Consider the following 17,064-nt stretch of genomic DNA (forward strand, 5'->3'; position numbering starts at 1 on the left):
AAAGCCAGTACGCCACCGCTACATCGGCGGTTTTGGTGCGATTCACTGGGTCAACGACCTGACCCTGGCCAACCCGTTCGCCGGCAAGGCTGAAGTGAGCATGGTCGAGCACATGAACGCCGATCACGCCAAGGCCATCGCCCATTACGTCGATCTGGCCGGGCTGCCGAAAAACGTGCCGGCGCAAATGGCCGGTATCGATGCCGAAGGCATGCACCTGCGGATCGGTCAAAGCCTGTACTGGTTGCCGTTTCAAGCGCCTTGTAATACGCCGACACAAGTCCGGGAAGCCTTGGTTTCTCTGGCCCACGCCGAGCATTGGCCGAAAAATGAAGTGGCCGATGCTTGAATTCACGAAACGGCGACGTCATCTAAGGTGAACTGGCAAGGCATTCTTGCGTTGAGGAACCATTTGATGCGCCCTTTTTTGTTGCTCTTTCTGCTGTTCCCGGTGTTGGAGCTGTTCGTATTCGTCAAGGTGGCAGGGTCTATCGGGTTTTTCCCGGCCCTGCTGCTGGTCATTCTCGGCTCGATGTTCGGTGTGTTCGTGCTGCGCATCGCCGGCCTGGCCACGGCCCTGCGTGCCCGTGAAAGCCTGAGTCGCGGTGAGCTGCCGGCCCAGACCATGCTCGAGGGCCTGATGCTGGCCCTGGCCGGCGGTCTGTTGATTCTTCCGGGTTTCATCAGCGATGTGATCGGCCTGTTCATGCTGCTGCCGTTCAGTCGCCGCCTGCTGGCGGGTAAAATGCGCCAGCGCGCTGAAGAGCAGGCCATGCGTCAGCGAGCGTTCGCCGATGACCTGCATGCACGCGGCGGTCCTGCCCCGCGCGAGCCACTGGGCCGTGAGCCGACCGTGATCGAAGGCGAGTTCGAACATCGCGATACCAAGTAAAACCGCTCGGCACACGGCACCTTCGGGTGCCGTGTTCGTTTGCGGGGCATCGACCTGAAAAATTTTCGATCCCCGCCCTTGTAATAAGCTTATGCGCCCTTATGTAACGGTCACCGCAAGGTTTCTGGCGATTACGCCAGACAGACTTCCGCGGTTCGCTTGACGAGCCGCACCCGGCACCGCCGGACTTTGTTAAACCCGCCGGGACTACACCGGCCGATGAAAACCACAATTAGGAGAGATCGACAATGAAGCTTCGTCCTCTGCATGACCGCGTCGTCATCCGTCGCAGCGAAGAAGAAAAGAAAACCGCTGGCGGTATCGTCCTGCCAGGTTCGGCTGCTGAAAAAGCCAACAGCGGCGAAATCCTCGCTGTAGGCACCGGCCGCGTACTGGAAAACGGTGAAGTGCGTGCACTGTCCGTGAAAGTGGGCGACAAGGTTGTGTTCGGTCCTTACTCCGGCAGCAACACTGTGAAAGTCGACGGCGAAGACCTGCTGGTAATGAGCGAGAACGAAATCCTCGCTGTTATCGAAGGCTGATTACCCGTTCATTTTCCGCTACTACAAAGTATTTAAGGAATATCGATCATGGCTGCTAAAGAAGTTCTGTTTGGCGATTCCGCCCGCAAGAAAATGCTCAAAGGCGTCAACGTACTGGCTGACGCGGTAAAAGCGACCCTGGGCCCGAAAGGCCGTAACGTGATCATCGAGAAGAGCTTCGGCGCTCCGACCATCACCAAGGACGGCGTTTCCGTCGCCAAAGAAATCGAACTCGAAGACCGTTTCGAAAACATGGGCGCGCAGCTGGTCAAAGACGTTGCCTCCCGTGCCAACGATGACGCTGGTGACGGTACTACCACCGCTACCGTTCTGGCTCAGTCGATCGTCAACGAAGGCCTGAAAGCCGTCGCTGCCGGCATGAACCCGATGGATCTGAAGCGCGGCATCGACAAGGCGACCATCGCTATCGTCAAAGAGCTGAAAAACCTGTCCAAGCCATGTGCTGACACCAAGGCAATCGCTCAGGTTGGTACCATCTCGGCCAACTCCGACAACTCCATCGGCGACATCATTGCCGAAGCCATGGAAAAAGTCGGTAAAGAAGGCGTGATCACCGTTGAAGAAGGCTCGGGCCTGGAAAACGAACTGTCGGTTGTTGAAGGCATGCAGTTCGACCGTGGTTACCTGTCCCCATACTTCGTCAACAAGCCAGAGACCATGGTCGCTGAGCTGGACGGCCCGCTGATCCTGCTGGTCGACAAAAAGATCTCGAACATCCGCGAAATGCTGCCAGTACTGGAAGCCGTTGCCAAAGCCGGCCGTCCACTGCTGATCGTGGCCGAAGACGTTGAAGGCGAAGCCCTGGCGACTCTGGTTGTGAACAACATGCGTGGCATCGTTAAAGTCGCAGCCGTCAAGGCTCCAGGCTTCGGCGACCGTCGCAAGGCTATGCTGCAGGACATCGCTGTTCTGACCGGCGGTACCGTTATCTCCGAAGAGATCGGCCTGAGCCTGGAAAGCACCACCCTGGAGCACCTGGGTAACGCCAAGCGCGTGACCCTGTCCAAGGAAAACACCATCATCGTTGACGGTGCTGGCGTACAGGGCGACATCGAAGCACGCATCAACCAGATCCGTGCCCAGGTTGCCGAGACTTCCTCGGATTACGACCGTGAAAAACTGCAAGAGCGTCTGGCCAAGCTGTCCGGCGGCGTAGCAGTGATCAAGGTTGGCGCTGGCTCCGAAGTAGAAATGAAAGAGAAGAAAGCCCGCGTTGAAGACGCCCTGCACGCTACCCGTGCAGCCGTTGAAGAAGGCGTGGTACCTGGCGGTGGCGTTGCACTGATCCGCGCTCTGCAAACCCTGAACGATCTGAAAGGCGACAACGCTGATCAGGACGTGGGTATCGCTGTTCTGCGCCGTGCCATTGAAGCACCGCTGCGTCAGATCGCTGCCAACAGCGGTGACGAGCCAAGCGTCGTGGTCAACGAAGTCAAGAATGGCAAAGGTAACTTCGGTTACAACGCTGCGACTGGCGAATACGGCGACATGATCGAAATGGGCATCCTGGACCCAACCAAGGTCACCCGTTCCGCGCTGCAAGCTGCATCGTCGATCGGCGGTCTGATCCTGACCACCGAAGCTGCTGTTGCTGATGCGCCGAAGAAAGAAGGTGCAGCTGGCGGCGGTATGCCAGACATGGGCGGTATGGGCGGCATGGGCGGCATGATGTAAGCCAGCCTTACCCCTGTACGAAAAAACCCCGCCTGCGAAAGCAGGCGGGGTTTTTTTTGCCCGGACTCTAAAGGCCACAGCCGTTCATTGTGGGAGCGAGCTTGCTCGCGATGGTGTGTCAGTCAACATCATTGTTGAATGTTGAACTGCAATCGCGAGCAGGCTCGCTCCCACATTTGATTTGTGTTTCAGACGGCTACAGGTGCCGCGCTTGCTTCGCGATCAGCCTTCAACGCCGGTCGATACAGTACGAAGTAATACGACCCCAAACAAATCAGCCAGCAGAAAACCGCCGTCCACACGTTGTGCGAGAAAAAGTGCGCGCCCTGCATCATCCGCCCGATGGAGAACACCGAACCGAGGGCGAAGGCGAAGACAAACGCTGCGCGAGCCATGCGCGGACGACGGTCACGCAATACGAAAAACAGGGCAAACAGGGTGAAGCCGGTCGCCGCATGGCCACCAGGCCAGCAACGGCCGGGTTTCTCGGTAGCCGGGCGATGGCTCAACAACTCGCTGTAAGTCTCGTGACCGCCGAACTGCTCAAGGCTCCATGGGCATTGCACCGCCGTCACCGCTTTCATCGGCGTGACAAAGGAAGTCGCCAGGCCCAGGGACAGCACCAGGCAGCCCAGTTCGCGCTTGAACGGTTTGAGTTTGGCCATGAAAAACGAGGCGGCGTAGCCGAGGATGGCGAACACCGAAAATGCAATGACTACCTGCTTGGCGCGGGTATGCAGGATGTTTTCCAGGAAGTAACTGTGCCGTCCGATGAAGTCACCCGCGACCGGGTCGTAGAACAGCTTGGCAAGGTCCATGTCCAGTGAGGTCAGTTCGAGCAACACCAGAATGATCGCCGCAACGGCGGGAACCCCCAGGCACACCCAGAAGTTGAGCGGGCGAGGGGCAGGGCGGACAGCGGTTGATGACATGGTGGATCCTGAACAAAGGAAAAAGCCCCGGGGCATCAGCCCGGGGCGATTCGGTTAACGTTCGCCGACTTGACCGGCACCCTCCTTGGGCGCCTTCCAGCCAAGCAGCTGTTGCTTGAAGCCATAACTGGCGGTTTGGTAATAGGTGATGGCGCGGGTGATCAACGGGTCATCGGCGGTCGACCGGGATTCGCGACTTTCGGTCAGCGCTTCATCGTGACGACGCAAGCCCTGGCGTGGGCTCAAAATCGCCAGGTCCTTGCCGTCGAACAAACCCAGGTGCTGGTAGTTACCGACCACCACGCGTGGCGGCAGCGGGTTGTCCTGCAACAGGTTACGACCAAAGAACGTCGATTCATAATCCAGATTGAGCAACCCCAGCAACGTTGGCGCCAGATCGATCTGGCTGGCCAATTGCGCAGTTTCCCGAGCCTCGATCAACTTCGGTGCATAGATGAACAGCGGAATCTGATAGTTGGCGATGGGCAAGTCTTCCTTACCGGCGCTGCCTGCGGTGTGGTCGGCGACAAAGATGAAGATTGTATTGTCAAACCAGGGTTTTTGACGCGCCTGATCCAGGAACTGACCGATGGCGTAGTCGGTGTATTTCACTGCGCCGTCACGGCCGTTGCCGGACTTGATGTCGATCCGGTTGTCCGGATAGGTATAGGGGCGGTGGTTGGATGTCGTCATCAGCTGCAGCAGGAATGGCTGCTGTTTGGCATAGTCGGCATCGGCCAGTTTCAGTGTCTGGTTGTAGAGATCCTCGTCAGCCATGCCCCAGGCATTCTTGAAGTGAATCTCTGACTCCTCGACGCTGCTCTGGTCCACGACGCGGTAGCCGTTGCCGCTGAAAAACGCATTCATGTTGTCGAAGTAACCGCGGCCGCCGTAAACAAACACGCTGTCGTAGCCCACGGCATTGAGTTGCTGACCTAGGCTGGCAAATCCGCTTTCACGACCCACGCGCTTGACGATCGAGCGACCGGGGGTCGGCGGAATCGCGAGGGTAATGGCCTCCAGGCCGCGATCGGTGCGGGTGCCGGTGGCGTAGAAATTATTGAAATACAGGCTCTGCTTACGCAAGGCATCAAGGTTGGGGGTCAGGTTGCGGGTGTCGCCGTTGCTGCCCATGTACTTGGCGCTGAAGCTTTCAATGGTGACCAGCACGATATTGGGTTTGCGCGGTGCGCCCGGGTTATCGATCTGCCGGCGTATGTCCTGCGGGTCCTCACCCACGAAGCGGGCATTGGGCTCGGCCAGTTCGGCGCGAATCTGTTGGGCAACCACGGCCGTCGGCAAAGTGCTGTAGAACTGCGGGTAGTCCAGTTCGTTGTTACGGAACGCGGCGAAGAACTGGTAGGGACCGTTGCTCGCCAGTTCGTTCTGATAGGCGTTGCCGCCTTGGGCGCGCGGGGCGTCCTGGCTGAGCAACTGCAGGCTCAGGCCGGCGACGATCAACAAGCCGAGTGCATTGAGCAGGCGACCACGCAACGGCGGCAAGGGCGCATCAAGTGCGGCGTTGAAGGGTTTGCGCAATGCAAGACTCAGGACCACGGCCAGCACGGCGAGAATGCTCAGCAGCGTGCCGATCGGGTATGACTCCAGCAGGTTGTTCAGTACTTCGTCGGAATACACCAGGTAGTCGACGGCGATGAAGTTGAAGCGCACGCCGAATTCATCCCAGAACAGCCACTCGGCCACCGAGGTGAACAGCATTGCGAACAGACTGACGGTCAGCAAACCCTGAAGAAACCATCGATGGCCACGAGTGCGCCACAAGGCCGGCGGGCACAGCAACAGGTAGAGGCCCATGGGCAGCGCTGCGTAAGCGATAAAGCCCAGGTCGTAAAGCAGGCCGATACCAAACACCGACAGGAAGCCGCTACCGGCCTCATTCAGATGCGTGAGGAGCAGGACTGTTCGAGTCAGAAAAAAAATTGCCAGCCAGGAGCCGGCCACCAGCAGCAAAAAGCGCATGGGTGCCGTCTTCAAATAGTCCATTTTTTGCATTCCTTATTATCAACCGCGTGAGAGTCTCGGCTGACCACTGTAGTCAGCACGTGAATCGATAGTGAAAAACTTGTCAATCATACCTTTCAGTTGATCGAATTGATTCACCCATGGCCTTCCCCTAGCCGTGAGCCACACTTGGCCTTAAGCTGCGCGGGCCATGACGGCCGTTACTGTGGACGGAGAGATACCCATGCGAATTCTATTGGTTGAAGACAACCGCGATATCCTGGCCAACCTGGCCGATTACCTGGGGCTCAAAGGCTATACCGTGGATTGCGCGCAGGACGGTCTTTCGGGTCTGCATCTGGCGGCCACCGAGCACTACGATTTGATCGTACTCGATATCATGCTGCCCGGCATCGATGGCTACACCCTGTGCAAACGCCTGCGCGAGGATGCCCGCCGCGAAACGCCGGTGATCATGCTCACGGCCCGCGACCAACTGGATGACCGTCTGCAGGGCTTCAAGTCCGGCGCCGATGACTACCTGATCAAACCGTTCGCCCTGTCTGAGCTGGCGGCGCGTATCGAGGCGGTCATGCGCCGAACCCAGGGTGGCGGGCGGCGGACCTTGCAGGTCGGCGACCTGAGCTATGACCTCGACACTCTGGAAGTCACTCGCGAAGGCCGCTTGCTGAAACTCAACCCGGTCGGCCTGAAGTTGCTGGCCGTGTTGATGCAGAAAAGCCCTCATGTGCTGCGCCGTGAAATTCTTGAAGAGGCGTTGTGGGGCGATGACTGTCCGGACAGCGACAGCCTGCGCAGCCATGTCCACCAACTGCGCCAGGTGATCGACAAGCCGTTCGCCAAGCCATTGCTGCAAACCGTGCACGGTGTGGGGTATCGCTTGGCCGAGGGGCGTGATGGAGTTTAAGCAGAGCCTTGCACAACGAATCATCATCGCCTTTGCGCTGATGAGCGCACTGGTGGCGGGGGCCTTTGCCATGGGCATCGTGGCGACCGTGCACCTGGTGGAAGAAAAACTGATTTCGGCAGGCCTGGGCGGCGATTTGCAGCGCCTGTTACTGATGGACAATGTCACGGACTGGAACCATCGCCCCGAACCGGACCAATTGTTCTACTTCAGCGGTGGACCGGGCGACTTCCAGCTGCCCAAGGATTTACGGCACCTGGAGCCGGGTTTCCACGAAGTGTTCCGTGAAAACCTGTCGTACCACGCCATGGTCGAAATCGTCGACGGCCGACGTTATGTGTTGTTGCAGGACCAGAGCGATTTCGAAGAACGAGAGCGGGTGCTGTTTGCCGTGGTGCTGGTGGGTTTCGTACTGAGTCTGGCGCTGGCGGTGTTTCTCGGCTGGGTCTTGGCACGCAAGGTCATGGCGCCGGTGGTGCGGCTGGCCCGCCAGGTGCGCCATCGTGATCAACTGCTCGGCTTGGCCCCCCCTTTGGCCCCGGACTATGCCGCCGACGAAGTGGGCGAGTTGGCCGTCGCCTTCGACGCCACCCTCGGGCGCTTGCGTCAGGCCTTGACCCGCGAGCGGTTGTTCACCAGCGACGTCAGCCACGAATTGCGTACCCCCCTGATGATATTGGCCAGTTCCTGTGAGTTGTTGCTGGAAAACCCCGGTATCGATCAGCGCGGCCGTGCCCAGGTCGAGCGCATCGCCCGGGCATGTGAAGAAATGCGTGAGCTGGTGCAAACCTTCCTGATGCTGGCCCGTGCCCAGCGCGAAGACGCCAGCATGTCGCCGCAACAGTCCCTGAGCCAGGTGGCCGAGGACCTGCTCGGTCTGTGGCGCGAGCCCATTGAAAGCAAAGGGTTGAAGCTGATCTTCGAACCGGGCGAGCCTGAGGCCAAGGGCTACAATGCAACGCTGCTGCACGCGGTGATGGGTAACTTGCTGCGCAATGCCTTGCACTACACCGAACAGGGCTTCATCCGCCTGACCCTGACGGGCGCGGGCTTTCTGGTCGAAGACAGCGGTGTGGGCATTCCCGAGGAAAAACGCGAGGCGATGTTCGAACCATTCGTTCGGGGCAGCGAAAAGCGCGGGGAGGGTTTGGGCCTGGGGCTTTCACTGGTGCAGCGGATCTGTGAAAACCAGGGCTGGAGCGTCAGCCTGACAACCATGGAGCCTAATGGCTGCCGTTTTCAGGTGGAGTTGTTCCGAACTTGATCAGTTGAGTCAGGCGCCCGGCAGCCCCTGTCAATTATGTAAAACCCTGTAATACTTCAGGGTTTTCTACAATGAAATTTTCACAATCGGATCACCTGTCACCAACACCACGAAACCTAAGGTGGTTGCTATCAGAAGTTCAGGAGGCCTGATGATGGACGGCCCGATCAAGCTCGATTTTTCCGAAAAATACGACGATCAACACGCGCAACGCTATTTGCGCAAACATCAGGATGGTTTCGGACGCCGATTGTCCCATTGGCGTGACGAGCAACTGGCGCGCAAGGCACTGGCCCTGGTTGGCGAACCTGGCTTGGTCCTCGACTTGCCGTGCGGTGCAGGGCGTTTCTGGCCCTTGCTGGCGGAAAAAGCCAACCGCGTGATCATCGGTGCCGATAACTCGGAGTCCATGCTGAAGATCGCAACCCAGGCGCAACCGGCCGAAGTGGTGAAACGGGTACAACCCTTGCACACTTCTGCATTCGACATTGCCTTGCCAAACAATGCCGTCGACAGCATTTTTTGCATGCGCTTGCTCCACCACATCGGTGAAGCCGAGCATCGCATGGCTATCTTGCGCGAATTCGAGCGTGTTTCCCGTGACAGTGTGATCTTGTCGCTGTGGGTCGATGGCAACTTCAAGGCCTGGAAACGCAAGCGTTCGGAGAAAACCCGTGGGCAGGAAGGTTACCAAAATCGCTTCGTGTTACCGGCCGCTACCGTAGAAAAGGAATTTGAGCAGGCGGGTTTCCGCATCCAGGAACAACTGGACTTTTTGCCGCTCTATGCGATGTGGCGAGTTTACGTATTACGCAAGAGGTAACAGGATGGCAGTGCAGTGTGCAGCAGAAACGGAAGTCGTTCCCCAGGACCGCTTCGATTACTTTTGGAATCAGCGCGGTGAATGGGTAGAAGAACCCAACGTCCGTCGCGGAGGGGAGAGCGGCGTTCAACGAGTGATGGGCAGTGATGGTCAGTTGCTCTACGTCAAGCGCCAGACCGGGCATATCCATCGTAGCTGGCAGCACCCTTTCGGTCGACCTACGGTACTGCGCGAGCGTGATGCGCTCACCCGTGTGACCGAGCTTGGCGTACGGGTTCCCCATATCGTTTTCTGTGGCGCACAGCGCGATCCTGTGCACAAATGGCGTGCCCTGCTGGTTACCAAGTCGCTGGATGGCTTCGAGGAAATCGAGCACTGGTACGCCGGTGGCGGTCGCGAACGCCATGGTGAAGCCATAAACGACCGAATGCTCAAGGACCTGGCTGAAAACCTGGCCCGTATGCACAAGGGCCGTTGGCAGCACGGCTGCATGTATGAAAAGCACGTATTTGTTCGCGTGACGGGTGAGGGCGAGTCGGCCAGGGTCGAAGTTGCCCTGATCGATCTGGAGAAAAGCCGACAGCGCTTGACCGCCTATCGCGCTTCTACCCATGACATGAAGCAATTGCGTCGCCACTCGTCGTTCAGCGAGGCAGACTGGAAAAAGCTCGTCTACTTTTATGAGACGGCGTTTGGCAGCGCTATCAAGGGTTTATAGCGATGAAACTCGAAATTGCACGAGGTTTGTTTCTGGTAGGAGCCTTGGCAGTTGCATCGATCGCGATGGCAGCCTGGGAGCAACCGCGCCCCCAGGTTCTCAGTTCGATAAGCGCAGATGAACATTGTCCGCTGCCACGGGTTGCGAAGGCATCCGTGGCCACTCAACCCGATCATGACTTGTTGTTGTTCATGTTCGGACTTTCTCAGGGATTGAGGTCGCAAAATTGAACCGATTGAAGCCCAAATGAAAGGCCTCGCACTTGCGAGGCCTTTTTTTTGGTTCTTCACGCAATCCCGGGAAACTGTAGGAGCCAGCCTGCTGGCGATGGACTCAAGTGCGCCGCGTTCATCCAGTTCATACGCGTTATCGTTAACGACCATCGCCAGCAGGCTGGCTCCTACAAGGGGCCGTGCCCATGCTTAAACCAGTGAAAGAACCTTTTTTTTTTGCACCTGATTTCAGGTTTCAACGCTGATCTGTGTGGGAGCAAGCCCGCTCCCACAGTTTTTCTGCGTCAGCGCTTATCGGGTTTGGCCAGCACCGTGTACACGCACGGCAACACAAACAGGGTGAACAACGTGCCGATCGACATGCCTGTCGCGATGACTGTGCCGATGTCGAACCGGCTGACCGCGCCAGCACCGGTGGCGATGATCAATGGCACCATGCCGAACACCATCGCTGCGGTAGTCATCAAGACCGGGCGCAACCGGATGGCCGCCGCTTCCTCCACCGCTTCGCGTGCCGTCAGGCCCTTGTCCTTGCGTAGCTGGTTGGCGAACTGGACGATCAGAATGCCGTGCTTGCTGATCAGCCCGATCAAGGTCACCAGCCCGACCTGGGTGTAGATGTTCATGCTCGACCACCCCAGGAACAGCGGAATCAATGCGCCGCAGATAGACAGCGGTACGGTGACCAGGATCACCAGCGGATCGCGGAAACTTTCGAACTGGGCCGCCAGCACCAGGAAAATGATCGCCAGTGCCAGGGCAAAGGTGACCCACAGGGCACTGCCTTCCTGAACATACTGCCGCGATGCGCCGGCGTAGTCGAAGGCGAAACCGGCGGGTGCCTCTTCCCGGGCGATCTGGCGCACGAGGTCGATGGCTTCCCCCATGCTCACCATCGGCACGCCGGAGAGGATGGCCGAGTTGAGTTGCTGGAACTGGTTCAGCTGTCGCGGTCGAGCGCGGTCGGTGACAGTGATCAGGGTCGACAACGCCAACAGTTCGCCCTGGGTGTTTTTCACGTAGTAATTGTTCAGCCAGTCCGGATTGTCGCGGAACGGCCGCTCGACCTGGGCGATGACCTTGTAGCTGCGACCTTCAATGGTGAAGCGGTTGATCTCGGCTTCACCCAGCAGGGTCGCCAGGGTTCCCCCCAGATCCTGCATGGAAACCCCCATCTGCGCGGCCTTGGCGCGGTCGATATCCACCACCACTTCCGGCTTGTCGAAGGCCAGGTCAACGTGGACAAACGCAAACTTGCCGGATTCCTTCGCACGTTTTTTTACCCGTTCGGCCACCTGCAGCAGCAATTCGTAATCGTTGGCGGAGTTGATGACGAACTGGAACGGCACGCCTTCGCCGGTGCCTGGCAGGGACGGCAGGTTGAAGCCGAAAATCTGCAACCCCGGGATCTTTTCCAGTTTGCCCTGCACCTCGGGCAGGATCGCCATTTGCGTGCGACTGCGCTCGTTCCACGGCCTGAGCAGGAAACCGCCAATGCCCGATTGCACGCCGTTGAAACCGTTGATCTGGAACGACGAGTAGTACTCGGGAAACGCCTTGAAGATCGAGATGAACTCGTCGGTGTAGGTGTTCAGGTAGTCGAGGTTGGTCGGTTGCGGGGCGTTGGCTATCATGAAAATGATGCCCTGGTCCTCATCCGGCGCCAGTTCCGATTTGGTGAATTTGAGAAGGACCGGAATCAGACACAGCACGATCACGGCGAACACCAGCACCACCGGCCGGGTGTTGAGGGTACCGTGAAGCAGGCTCTGGTAGCGGCGCTTGAGGCTTTCGAAAATCATGTCCAGGCGATGGGCCAGGCCGCTGGGATTCTCGTCGTGACGCAGCAGAAATGCACACATCATCGGCGACAGGGTCAGGGCGACGATACCGGAAATCACCACCGCGCCGGCCAGGGTCAGGGCGAACTCCTTGAACAGCGCCCCGGTCAGGCCGGTCAGGAAACCAATCGGCGCATACACCGCCGCCAGGGTGATGGTCATCGAGACCACCGGCATGGCGATTTCCCGGGCGCCTTCAATGGCAGCCTCGAGCGGTGTCTTGCCTTCCTCGATGTGGCGGTGAATGTTTTCCACCACGACGATGGCGTCATCCACCACCAGGCCGATGGCCAATACCATTGCCAGCAAGGTGAGCAGGTTGATCGAGTACCCCATCATCTGCATGAAGAACATGACGCCGATCATCGATAGCGGGATGGTCACCACCGGGATCACCACCGACCGCAGGGCACCGAGGAACAGGAACACCACCACGATCACGATCAGCACCGCTTCGAACAGGGTTTTCACCACTTCGTCGATCGAGGCCTGGATGAACAGGGTGGCGTCGTAGGCGATTTCACCCTTGAGGTTCGGCGGTAGCTGGGCCTCCAGGTCCGGCATGATCTTGCGCACTTCCTTGATCACTTCCAGCGGGTTGGCGCCGGGCGTTGCCTTGATGCCGATGTACACCGACGGGGTGCCACCGAACGAGCTGATGGTGTCGTAGTTTTCCGCACCCATTTCCACACGTGCCACATCGCGCAACAACACACGGCTATCGCCATCGACCTTGAGCGGTATGGTGCCGAACGCTTCGGCGGACTTGAGTTCGGTATTGGCGTTGATGCTGGTAACCACGTATTCGCCTTTCACCTCGCCGGCGGCCGAGAGGAAGTTGTACTGGCGCACTGCGTTGGTCACATCGCTGGCACTCAGGCCGAAACCCGCCAGCTTCATCGGGTCCAGCCACAGGCGCATGGCAAATACCTGGTTACCGAGGATCTCGGCTTCGGCCATGCCGGGCAAGGTCGCCAGTTTGGGCTGGATCACCCGTGACAGGTAATCGGTAATCTGCGGGTTGCTCAATTCCTTGCTGAAGAAGCTCATGTACATCAGCACTGACGCATCGGCAGACTGTTTGCTCAGCACCGGGTCTTCAGCTTCCTGGGGCAGCTGGCTCTTGACCTCGTTGGCCTTGGCCAGCAGTTCGGTAAACAGACGGTCGCTATTGGAGCCGATGCGCGCGTAGATCGAGATCACCGAGAAGTTCTGGCGACTGACCGAGGTCATGTAGTCGATGCCTTCGGCGCTGGCCAGGCTTTGCTGCATCGGTTGGGTGATGTAGCCCTGGATGGTCTCGGCGTTGGCCCCGGGGTAGGCGGTGGTCACCGTGATCAGGGCGTTTTCCATCTGCGGATACTGGCGCAGTGGCAGCTTGCCCCAGGCCTGGAAGCCCAGTAGCACAATCAGCAGGCTGACCACGGTTGCGAGAACCGGACGGCGGATGAACGGATCGGTAAAAGCCATGGGGATTCCTTGATCAGTCCGCGCGTGGCGGGCTGTTCCGCTCGGCCAGGGTCTTGTCGTCGCTGATGGCAATGTGTGCGCCGTTGTCCAGTTTGAGCTGGCCGGCGGTCACCACTTTCTCGCCGCTCTGCACGCCTTTGGTGATCATCACTTGCCCATCGCGGCGTTCGCCGGTTTCGACAAAACGTCGTTCGGCGATCAGTACCGGTTGACCCTTGTCGTCCTTTTGCGGGCTGCCATCTTCGGCCTTCTTTGGTACGGCCACGTACACCGAGTTGCCGTAGAGCGTGTAGGTAATCGCGCTTTCCGGCACCACGATGCGCGGTTGCGGGTCGGGCAGGAGCACCTGGAGGCTGGCGAACATGCCTGGCATCAACTTGCCATCGGGGTTGGCCAGGGTGGCGCGGACCTGCACGTTACGGGTGCTGTTCTCGACTTTAGGGTTGATTGCACTGATGGTGCCGGGGTACTCCAGGGTCGGATACGCCGCGACAATGACCTGCACTGGCTGGCCGAGAGCAATCTTCGGCACCGACTGCTCGGGCACAAAAAAGTCGACATACAGGCTACTGAGGTCTTGCAGGGTGGCGATCATGGTGCCAGTGGCCACATAGTCGCCGACGTCCACCTGACGAATGCCGATGGTGCCATTGAACGGCGCGACGATGCGTTTTTTCTCGAGCGCAGCCCTGAGCTGATTGACCGTGGCCCTGCTTTTTTTCAGGACCGCCGAGAGTCGGTCGAACTCACCTTTGGAAATCGCCTGGCTGCCTACCAGCTGGCTGCCACGGTTGTAGTCCAGTTGGGCCAGCCCGAGGTCGGCCAGGGCGGTTTCGAGCAAGGCACTTTCCACGGCGCTGTCGAGCCGGACGATGGGTTGACCGGCCTTGACCTTTTGCCCTGATTCGAACTGGACATCAATGACGGTGCCATCGGTCTCCAGGCTCAGGTCCACGCCTTGCAATGCCTTGAGCGTGCCAACGGTAGGCAGGCGGGCTTGCCATGGACGCTCGCTGGCGGTGGCCACGGAAACGCTGATGGCCGGTCTGGGTGCAGAGTAGCCTTGAACCATCGTGTAGATCGAGAAGGCTTTGTACGCGGCCAGGACCAGCACAATCAGTAGAACAACACCCAACATGAACAGCATGCGGCGACGCAGCATAGTCCAGTTCCTTGGAGAAAATCAGGTGAGACAGTGGGGCTCGTTACCGGGAGTGTAGAGGGTAATCCAACTGCCGTTTTTACAGGTTGTGAGGTATTAGAGAGGTGAAAGGCTGAAAAGATTCGCCGCCCTGGGCCGCGCCTGCGGGATGACGTACATTCCGCAGGCGCGGCCCAGGGCGGCGATCTTTTCAAGGATTTACGCCATCAAATGCAGATGGTTGTCCCAGAGCCCTGCGGGTAGCTCCAGCGGTTTTGCGACAAGGTTTGTCTGGCGGCAGTCGTAGTAGCGGCAGCGCCCTTGACCGGAGGTCACGACAAAACCATCGGCCACCGCGCCGACCCCGGCACAATCGGGCAGGGGTGCATCCAGGCGTACTTCACCGCTGTCCAAGTCCCAGATGAAAAAGCGGTTGCCACGCGGTGCAGTCAACGCCACCAGACGCAAGTCGCTGTGTACCGCGACGCTGGCGGTGTAATGCCCCATGGCCTGCAACTGATGCTCGGGCACCGGGAACGCGACGAAAGGCTGACCGGGACGCTTGATCGCCAATAGCTCCGACGACTCGTGGGCCGCGCCCATGAATTGCTGACTGGCGACGATGGTGCCGTCGCTGGCGATGGCCAGATGGCGCACGCTGTTCATCTGCTGGGCGAGGGTTTCCTTGCTCAGCAGGGTGCCATCACGTTGCATCAGCACCAGGCTCGGCTCCATGGCGTTGAGATTCATCTCCACCCGGCTTTCGGCCTCGGTGCGAATTCCGCCGTTGGCCACCACCAGGGTTTCGCCATCGGGCATCCACGACACCTGGTGCGGACCGAGGCCGTGGGTGGAAATCTCGCCGCTGTGCACCAGCCGTTCGCCTTCGAATTTATACACGCCGAGCAGGCCGCGACCCGGATCGGTGGTGTCGTTTTCGGTGGCATACAGCCAGTCGCCGCTGTGGTGAATGACCGCGTGACCGTAGAAGTGCCGGTTCGGCTGTGACACCACGGTTTGCAGGAGCGCGCCGTCGCGCAGGTCGATCAGGTAGCTCTCGGTCCCCGGACGGCGGGCGACAAACAGCGCAATCGGCAGGGTCGGGTGGTTGATGATGTCGTGGCAACGCTGGCCGACCCGAGTGGCGAACACCTGGGTGCCATCCAGTCGATATCCGACAGCGTAATGCTGGCCATCGGTATCGTCCCGTGCCGAAAGCAACAACGGACTCCTGTCCTTTTGCTTGAACAACTTCCAGCCGCCCAGCGTCACCGCACCCAGCAACAAGCTACCTAAAGTCAGAACCTGGCGTCGCAGCATGGACCTCGCCCTCATCAGTCACCGTCGTTGGCGTTGAAGCCCAGTTGGATGCCCAACGCCTTGGCCAGGTCAGCCTCGTGCAGACGATGTACAACGTTGAGGCTTTCGTACAGGTCGTTGAGCTGCTGGCGGCCGGTGTCGTCACCGAGCATTTCGGTCAGCGAGCGCTGGTTGCCGGCGAACAGTTTCAGCGAGGCGGCGTAGGCCGCATCGATCTTGTCGGCCAACGGTTTCTGCTCGCTCGGCAACAGGCTGCGCAGGCCTTTGTTATCCACACCTTCCCAGACCGTTTTGGCGGCCGCGAGGCTGGCTTCGAGGCTGGTCAGGGACGACTGGCTACGCCATGCATCGGCCTGGAACGGTTGCGGCACGCCCTTGCTCTGGCGACCCATCGGCGTGCCGAGTTTTTTCTTCAGGGTGTCGATGGCCGTGACTTGCACGCGCAGCAGATCGGCGATCGCTTCATGGGAGTCCGCATAGCGCTGGTTCGGGAATTTGCTCATTTGCGAGAGCATGCCGTCGGTGTTGTTCCAGGTTTGCAGAATGTCTTCGGCCAACTGTTTCTGGCGCTCACCGATGGCGATCAGCAGCGGGCAGTATTTGGCCTTCTGCTCAGCGTTGGCCACGTCAGGCTTGCTGTCGAACAGAATGTATTCGTAAGCCGAAAGACCCTGTACCACAACGCTGGACTTGGCCAGTGCGGCGGCATCGATTTGCGGCTGGGCGATGACCAGTTGCTCGACCTGACGGCCGACCAGGTTTTTCTTGTCCGGCCAGAACTGCACTTGCCACGAACGGTTGCCTTCGGCCAACGGCCCGATCAGCAAGGGTTGCAGCTCGGCCCAGGCTTTTTGCGCGTGCAGGAAATCGGCACGGGCGGTTTCCAGGGTTTCCTTGCCTTCGCAGTAGGCGAGGGCGCTGACCGCCAATTGACGGTCGGCTTCAACCCAGCGGGTGTAGGTTGGCAGGATCACCGATTTGGCGATGGCCGCCGACGTGACCGCTTGCGGGTCCTGGGGCGAGCAGGCGCCCAGGGCGAGGGCGGCAAGGCTGGTGAACAACAATTTGGGACGGAACATGTCGGGCTCCCGCGAGTGGAATGCGTGTTAAAGGGAATTCAGGAACGCCAGCAACGCAGCGCGTTGCTCGGCATTGAAAGACAAAACCTGTTGCTGCGCCGCTGTCGCCTCGCCGCCATGCCAGAGCACCGCTTCAAGCAAGTTGCGGGCGCGGCCGTCGTGCAGGAACTGGGTGTGGCCGCTGACCGCCTGTGTCAGGCCGATACCCCACAACGGCGGGGGGG

At 59.3% G+C, this 17,064-nt stretch carries 16 protein-coding genes; 9 read left to right on the forward strand and 7 right to left on the reverse strand.

The window, feature by feature from the left end; genetic code table 11:
* From PMI29_RS27055 to groL, 4 genes are all read left to right on the forward strand, one after another.
* Positions 1-349, forward strand: a 349-nt coding sequence (locus tag PMI29_RS27055) for a DUF2470 domain-containing protein (protein ID WP_007993909.1), incomplete at its 5' end; no start/stop codon positions are given.
* A 66-nt stretch (positions 350-415) separates the two neighbouring features.
* Positions 416-892: an FxsA family protein gene (locus tag PMI29_RS27050; protein WP_007993911.1), complete on the forward strand. Its 477-nt coding sequence runs from the start codon at positions 416-418 to the stop codon at positions 890-892.
* 248 nt (positions 893-1,140) lie between these two features.
* Complete coding sequence (locus tag PMI29_RS27045) at positions 1,141-1,434, forward strand: co-chaperone GroES (protein WP_007985847.1); 294 nt, start codon at positions 1,141-1,143, stop codon at positions 1,432-1,434.
* 48 nt (positions 1,435-1,482) lie between these two features.
* The gene (gene groL / locus PMI29_RS27040; protein ID WP_007993914.1) at positions 1,483-3,129 is read left to right on the forward strand and encodes a chaperonin GroEL; all 1,647 of its coding nucleotides are present in this window, start codon (positions 1,483-1,485) and stop codon (positions 3,127-3,129) included.
* Positions 3,130-3,317: 188 nt separating this feature from the next.
* On the opposite strand, the gene PMI29_RS27035 is transcribed toward groL, so the two are convergent.
* Positions 3,318-4,061 carry a phosphatase PAP2 family protein gene (locus tag PMI29_RS27035; protein WP_007993915.1) on the reverse strand — a complete coding sequence of 248 codons (744 nt, stop codon included), beginning with the start codon at positions 4,059-4,061 and terminating at the stop codon, positions 3,318-3,320.
* Between the two features lie 54 nt (positions 4,062-4,115).
* Positions 4,116-6,065: an LTA synthase family protein gene (locus tag PMI29_RS27030; protein ID WP_007993917.1), complete on the reverse strand. Its 1,950-nt coding sequence runs from the start codon at positions 6,063-6,065 to the stop codon at positions 4,116-4,118.
* A gap of 202 nt (positions 6,066-6,267) precedes the next feature.
* Between PMI29_RS27030 and colR the strand changes: the two genes are divergently transcribed.
* The 5 genes from colR (at position 6,268) to PMI29_RS30750 (ending at position 9,986) form a co-directional block, all read left to right on the forward strand.
* Entirely contained in the window at positions 6,268-6,951 is a 684-nt protein-coding gene (gene colR / locus PMI29_RS27025) for a two-component system response regulator ColR (protein WP_007985839.1), read from the forward strand.
* A complete protein-coding gene (locus PMI29_RS27020; RefSeq protein ID WP_007993920.1) occupies positions 6,941-8,215 on the forward strand; it encodes a sensor histidine kinase in 1,275 nt (424 codons plus the stop codon). Before colR ends, PMI29_RS27020 begins: the two co-directional genes overlap by 11 nt.
* Before the next feature lie 154 nt (positions 8,216-8,369).
* Positions 8,370-9,038, forward strand: a complete 669-nt coding sequence (locus PMI29_RS27015) for a class I SAM-dependent methyltransferase (protein ID WP_033051952.1) — start codon at positions 8,370-8,372, stop codon at positions 9,036-9,038.
* A 4-nt stretch (positions 9,039-9,042) separates the two neighbouring features.
* Positions 9,043-9,756, forward strand: coding sequence for a lipopolysaccharide kinase InaA family protein (locus tag PMI29_RS27010; protein ID WP_007993923.1), 714 nt, complete (start codon positions 9,043-9,045; stop codon positions 9,754-9,756).
* 2 nt (positions 9,757-9,758) lie between these two features.
* Entirely contained in the window at positions 9,759-9,986 is a 228-nt protein-coding gene (locus tag PMI29_RS30750; protein ID WP_081501620.1) for a hypothetical protein, read from the forward strand.
* Between the two features lie 287 nt (positions 9,987-10,273).
* On the opposite strand, the gene PMI29_RS27005 is transcribed toward PMI29_RS30750, so the two are convergent.
* From PMI29_RS27005 to PMI29_RS26985, 5 genes are all read right to left on the reverse strand, one after another.
* The gene (locus tag PMI29_RS27005) at positions 10,274-13,300 is read right to left on the reverse strand and encodes a multidrug efflux RND transporter permease subunit (protein ID WP_007993925.1); all 3,027 of its coding nucleotides are present in this window, start codon (positions 13,298-13,300) and stop codon (positions 10,274-10,276) included.
* Positions 13,301-13,313: 13 nt separating this feature from the next.
* A complete protein-coding gene (locus tag PMI29_RS27000; RefSeq protein ID WP_007993926.1) occupies positions 13,314-14,462 on the reverse strand; it encodes an efflux RND transporter periplasmic adaptor subunit in 1,149 nt (382 codons plus the stop codon).
* Positions 14,463-14,660: 198 nt separating this feature from the next.
* Complete coding sequence (locus PMI29_RS26995; protein ID WP_007993929.1) at positions 14,661-15,761, reverse strand: DUF1513 domain-containing protein; 1,101 nt, start codon at positions 15,759-15,761, stop codon at positions 14,661-14,663.
* Positions 15,762-15,775: 14 nt separating this feature from the next.
* Entirely contained in the window at positions 15,776-16,840 is a 1,065-nt protein-coding gene (locus PMI29_RS26990) for an imelysin family protein (RefSeq protein ID WP_007993930.1), read from the reverse strand.
* Positions 16,841-16,867: 27 nt separating this feature from the next.
* Positions 16,868-17,064: di-heme oxidoredictase family protein (locus PMI29_RS26985; RefSeq protein WP_007993932.1), on the reverse strand; the 197-nt coding region annotated here is incomplete at its 5' end.

Source organism: Pseudomonas sp. GM49 (assembly GCF_000282355.1).
Classification (GTDB): Bacteria; Pseudomonadota; Gammaproteobacteria; order Pseudomonadales; family Pseudomonadaceae; genus Aquipseudomonas.

Bases quoted from the DNA above. Each gene is read 5' to 3' on its own strand.
- PMI29_RS27015 (WP_033051952.1), top strand. From the start codon at position 8,370: ATGGACGGCCCGATCAAGCTCGATTTTTCCGAAAAATACGACGATCAA.
- PMI29_RS27035 (WP_007993915.1), bottom strand. From the start codon at position 4,061: ATGTCATCAACCGCTGTCCGCCCTGCCCCTCGCCCGCTCAACTTCTGG.
- PMI29_RS27045 (WP_007985847.1), top strand. From the start codon at position 1,141: ATGAAGCTTCGTCCTCTGCATGACCGCGTCGTCATCCGTCGCAGCGAA.
- PMI29_RS27000 (WP_007993926.1), bottom strand. From the start codon at position 14,462: ATGCTGCGTCGCCGCATGCTGTTCATGTTGGGTGTTGTTCTACTGATT.
- PMI29_RS27005 (WP_007993925.1), bottom strand. From the start codon at position 13,300: ATGGCTTTTACCGATCCGTTCATCCGCCGTCCGGTTCTCGCAACCGTG.
- PMI29_RS30750 (WP_081501620.1), top strand. From the start codon at position 9,759: ATGAAACTCGAAATTGCACGAGGTTTGTTTCTGGTAGGAGCCTTGGCA.
- PMI29_RS27020 (WP_007993920.1), top strand. From the start codon at position 6,941: ATGGAGTTTAAGCAGAGCCTTGCACAACGAATCATCATCGCCTTTGCG.
- PMI29_RS26990 (WP_007993930.1), bottom strand. From the start codon at position 16,840: ATGTTCCGTCCCAAATTGTTGTTCACCAGCCTTGCCGCCCTCGCCCTG.
- colR (WP_007985839.1), top strand. From the start codon at position 6,268: ATGCGAATTCTATTGGTTGAAGACAACCGCGATATCCTGGCCAACCTG.
- PMI29_RS27030 (WP_007993917.1), bottom strand. From the start codon at position 6,065: ATGGACTATTTGAAGACGGCACCCATGCGCTTTTTGCTGCTGGTGGCC.
- groL (WP_007993914.1), top strand. From the start codon at position 1,483: ATGGCTGCTAAAGAAGTTCTGTTTGGCGATTCCGCCCGCAAGAAAATG.
- PMI29_RS27010 (WP_007993923.1), top strand. From the start codon at position 9,043: ATGGCAGTGCAGTGTGCAGCAGAAACGGAAGTCGTTCCCCAGGACCGC.
- PMI29_RS26995 (WP_007993929.1), bottom strand. From the start codon at position 15,761: ATGCTGCGACGCCAGGTTCTGACTTTAGGTAGCTTGTTGCTGGGTGCG.
- PMI29_RS27050 (WP_007993911.1), top strand. From the start codon at position 416: ATGCGCCCTTTTTTGTTGCTCTTTCTGCTGTTCCCGGTGTTGGAGCTG.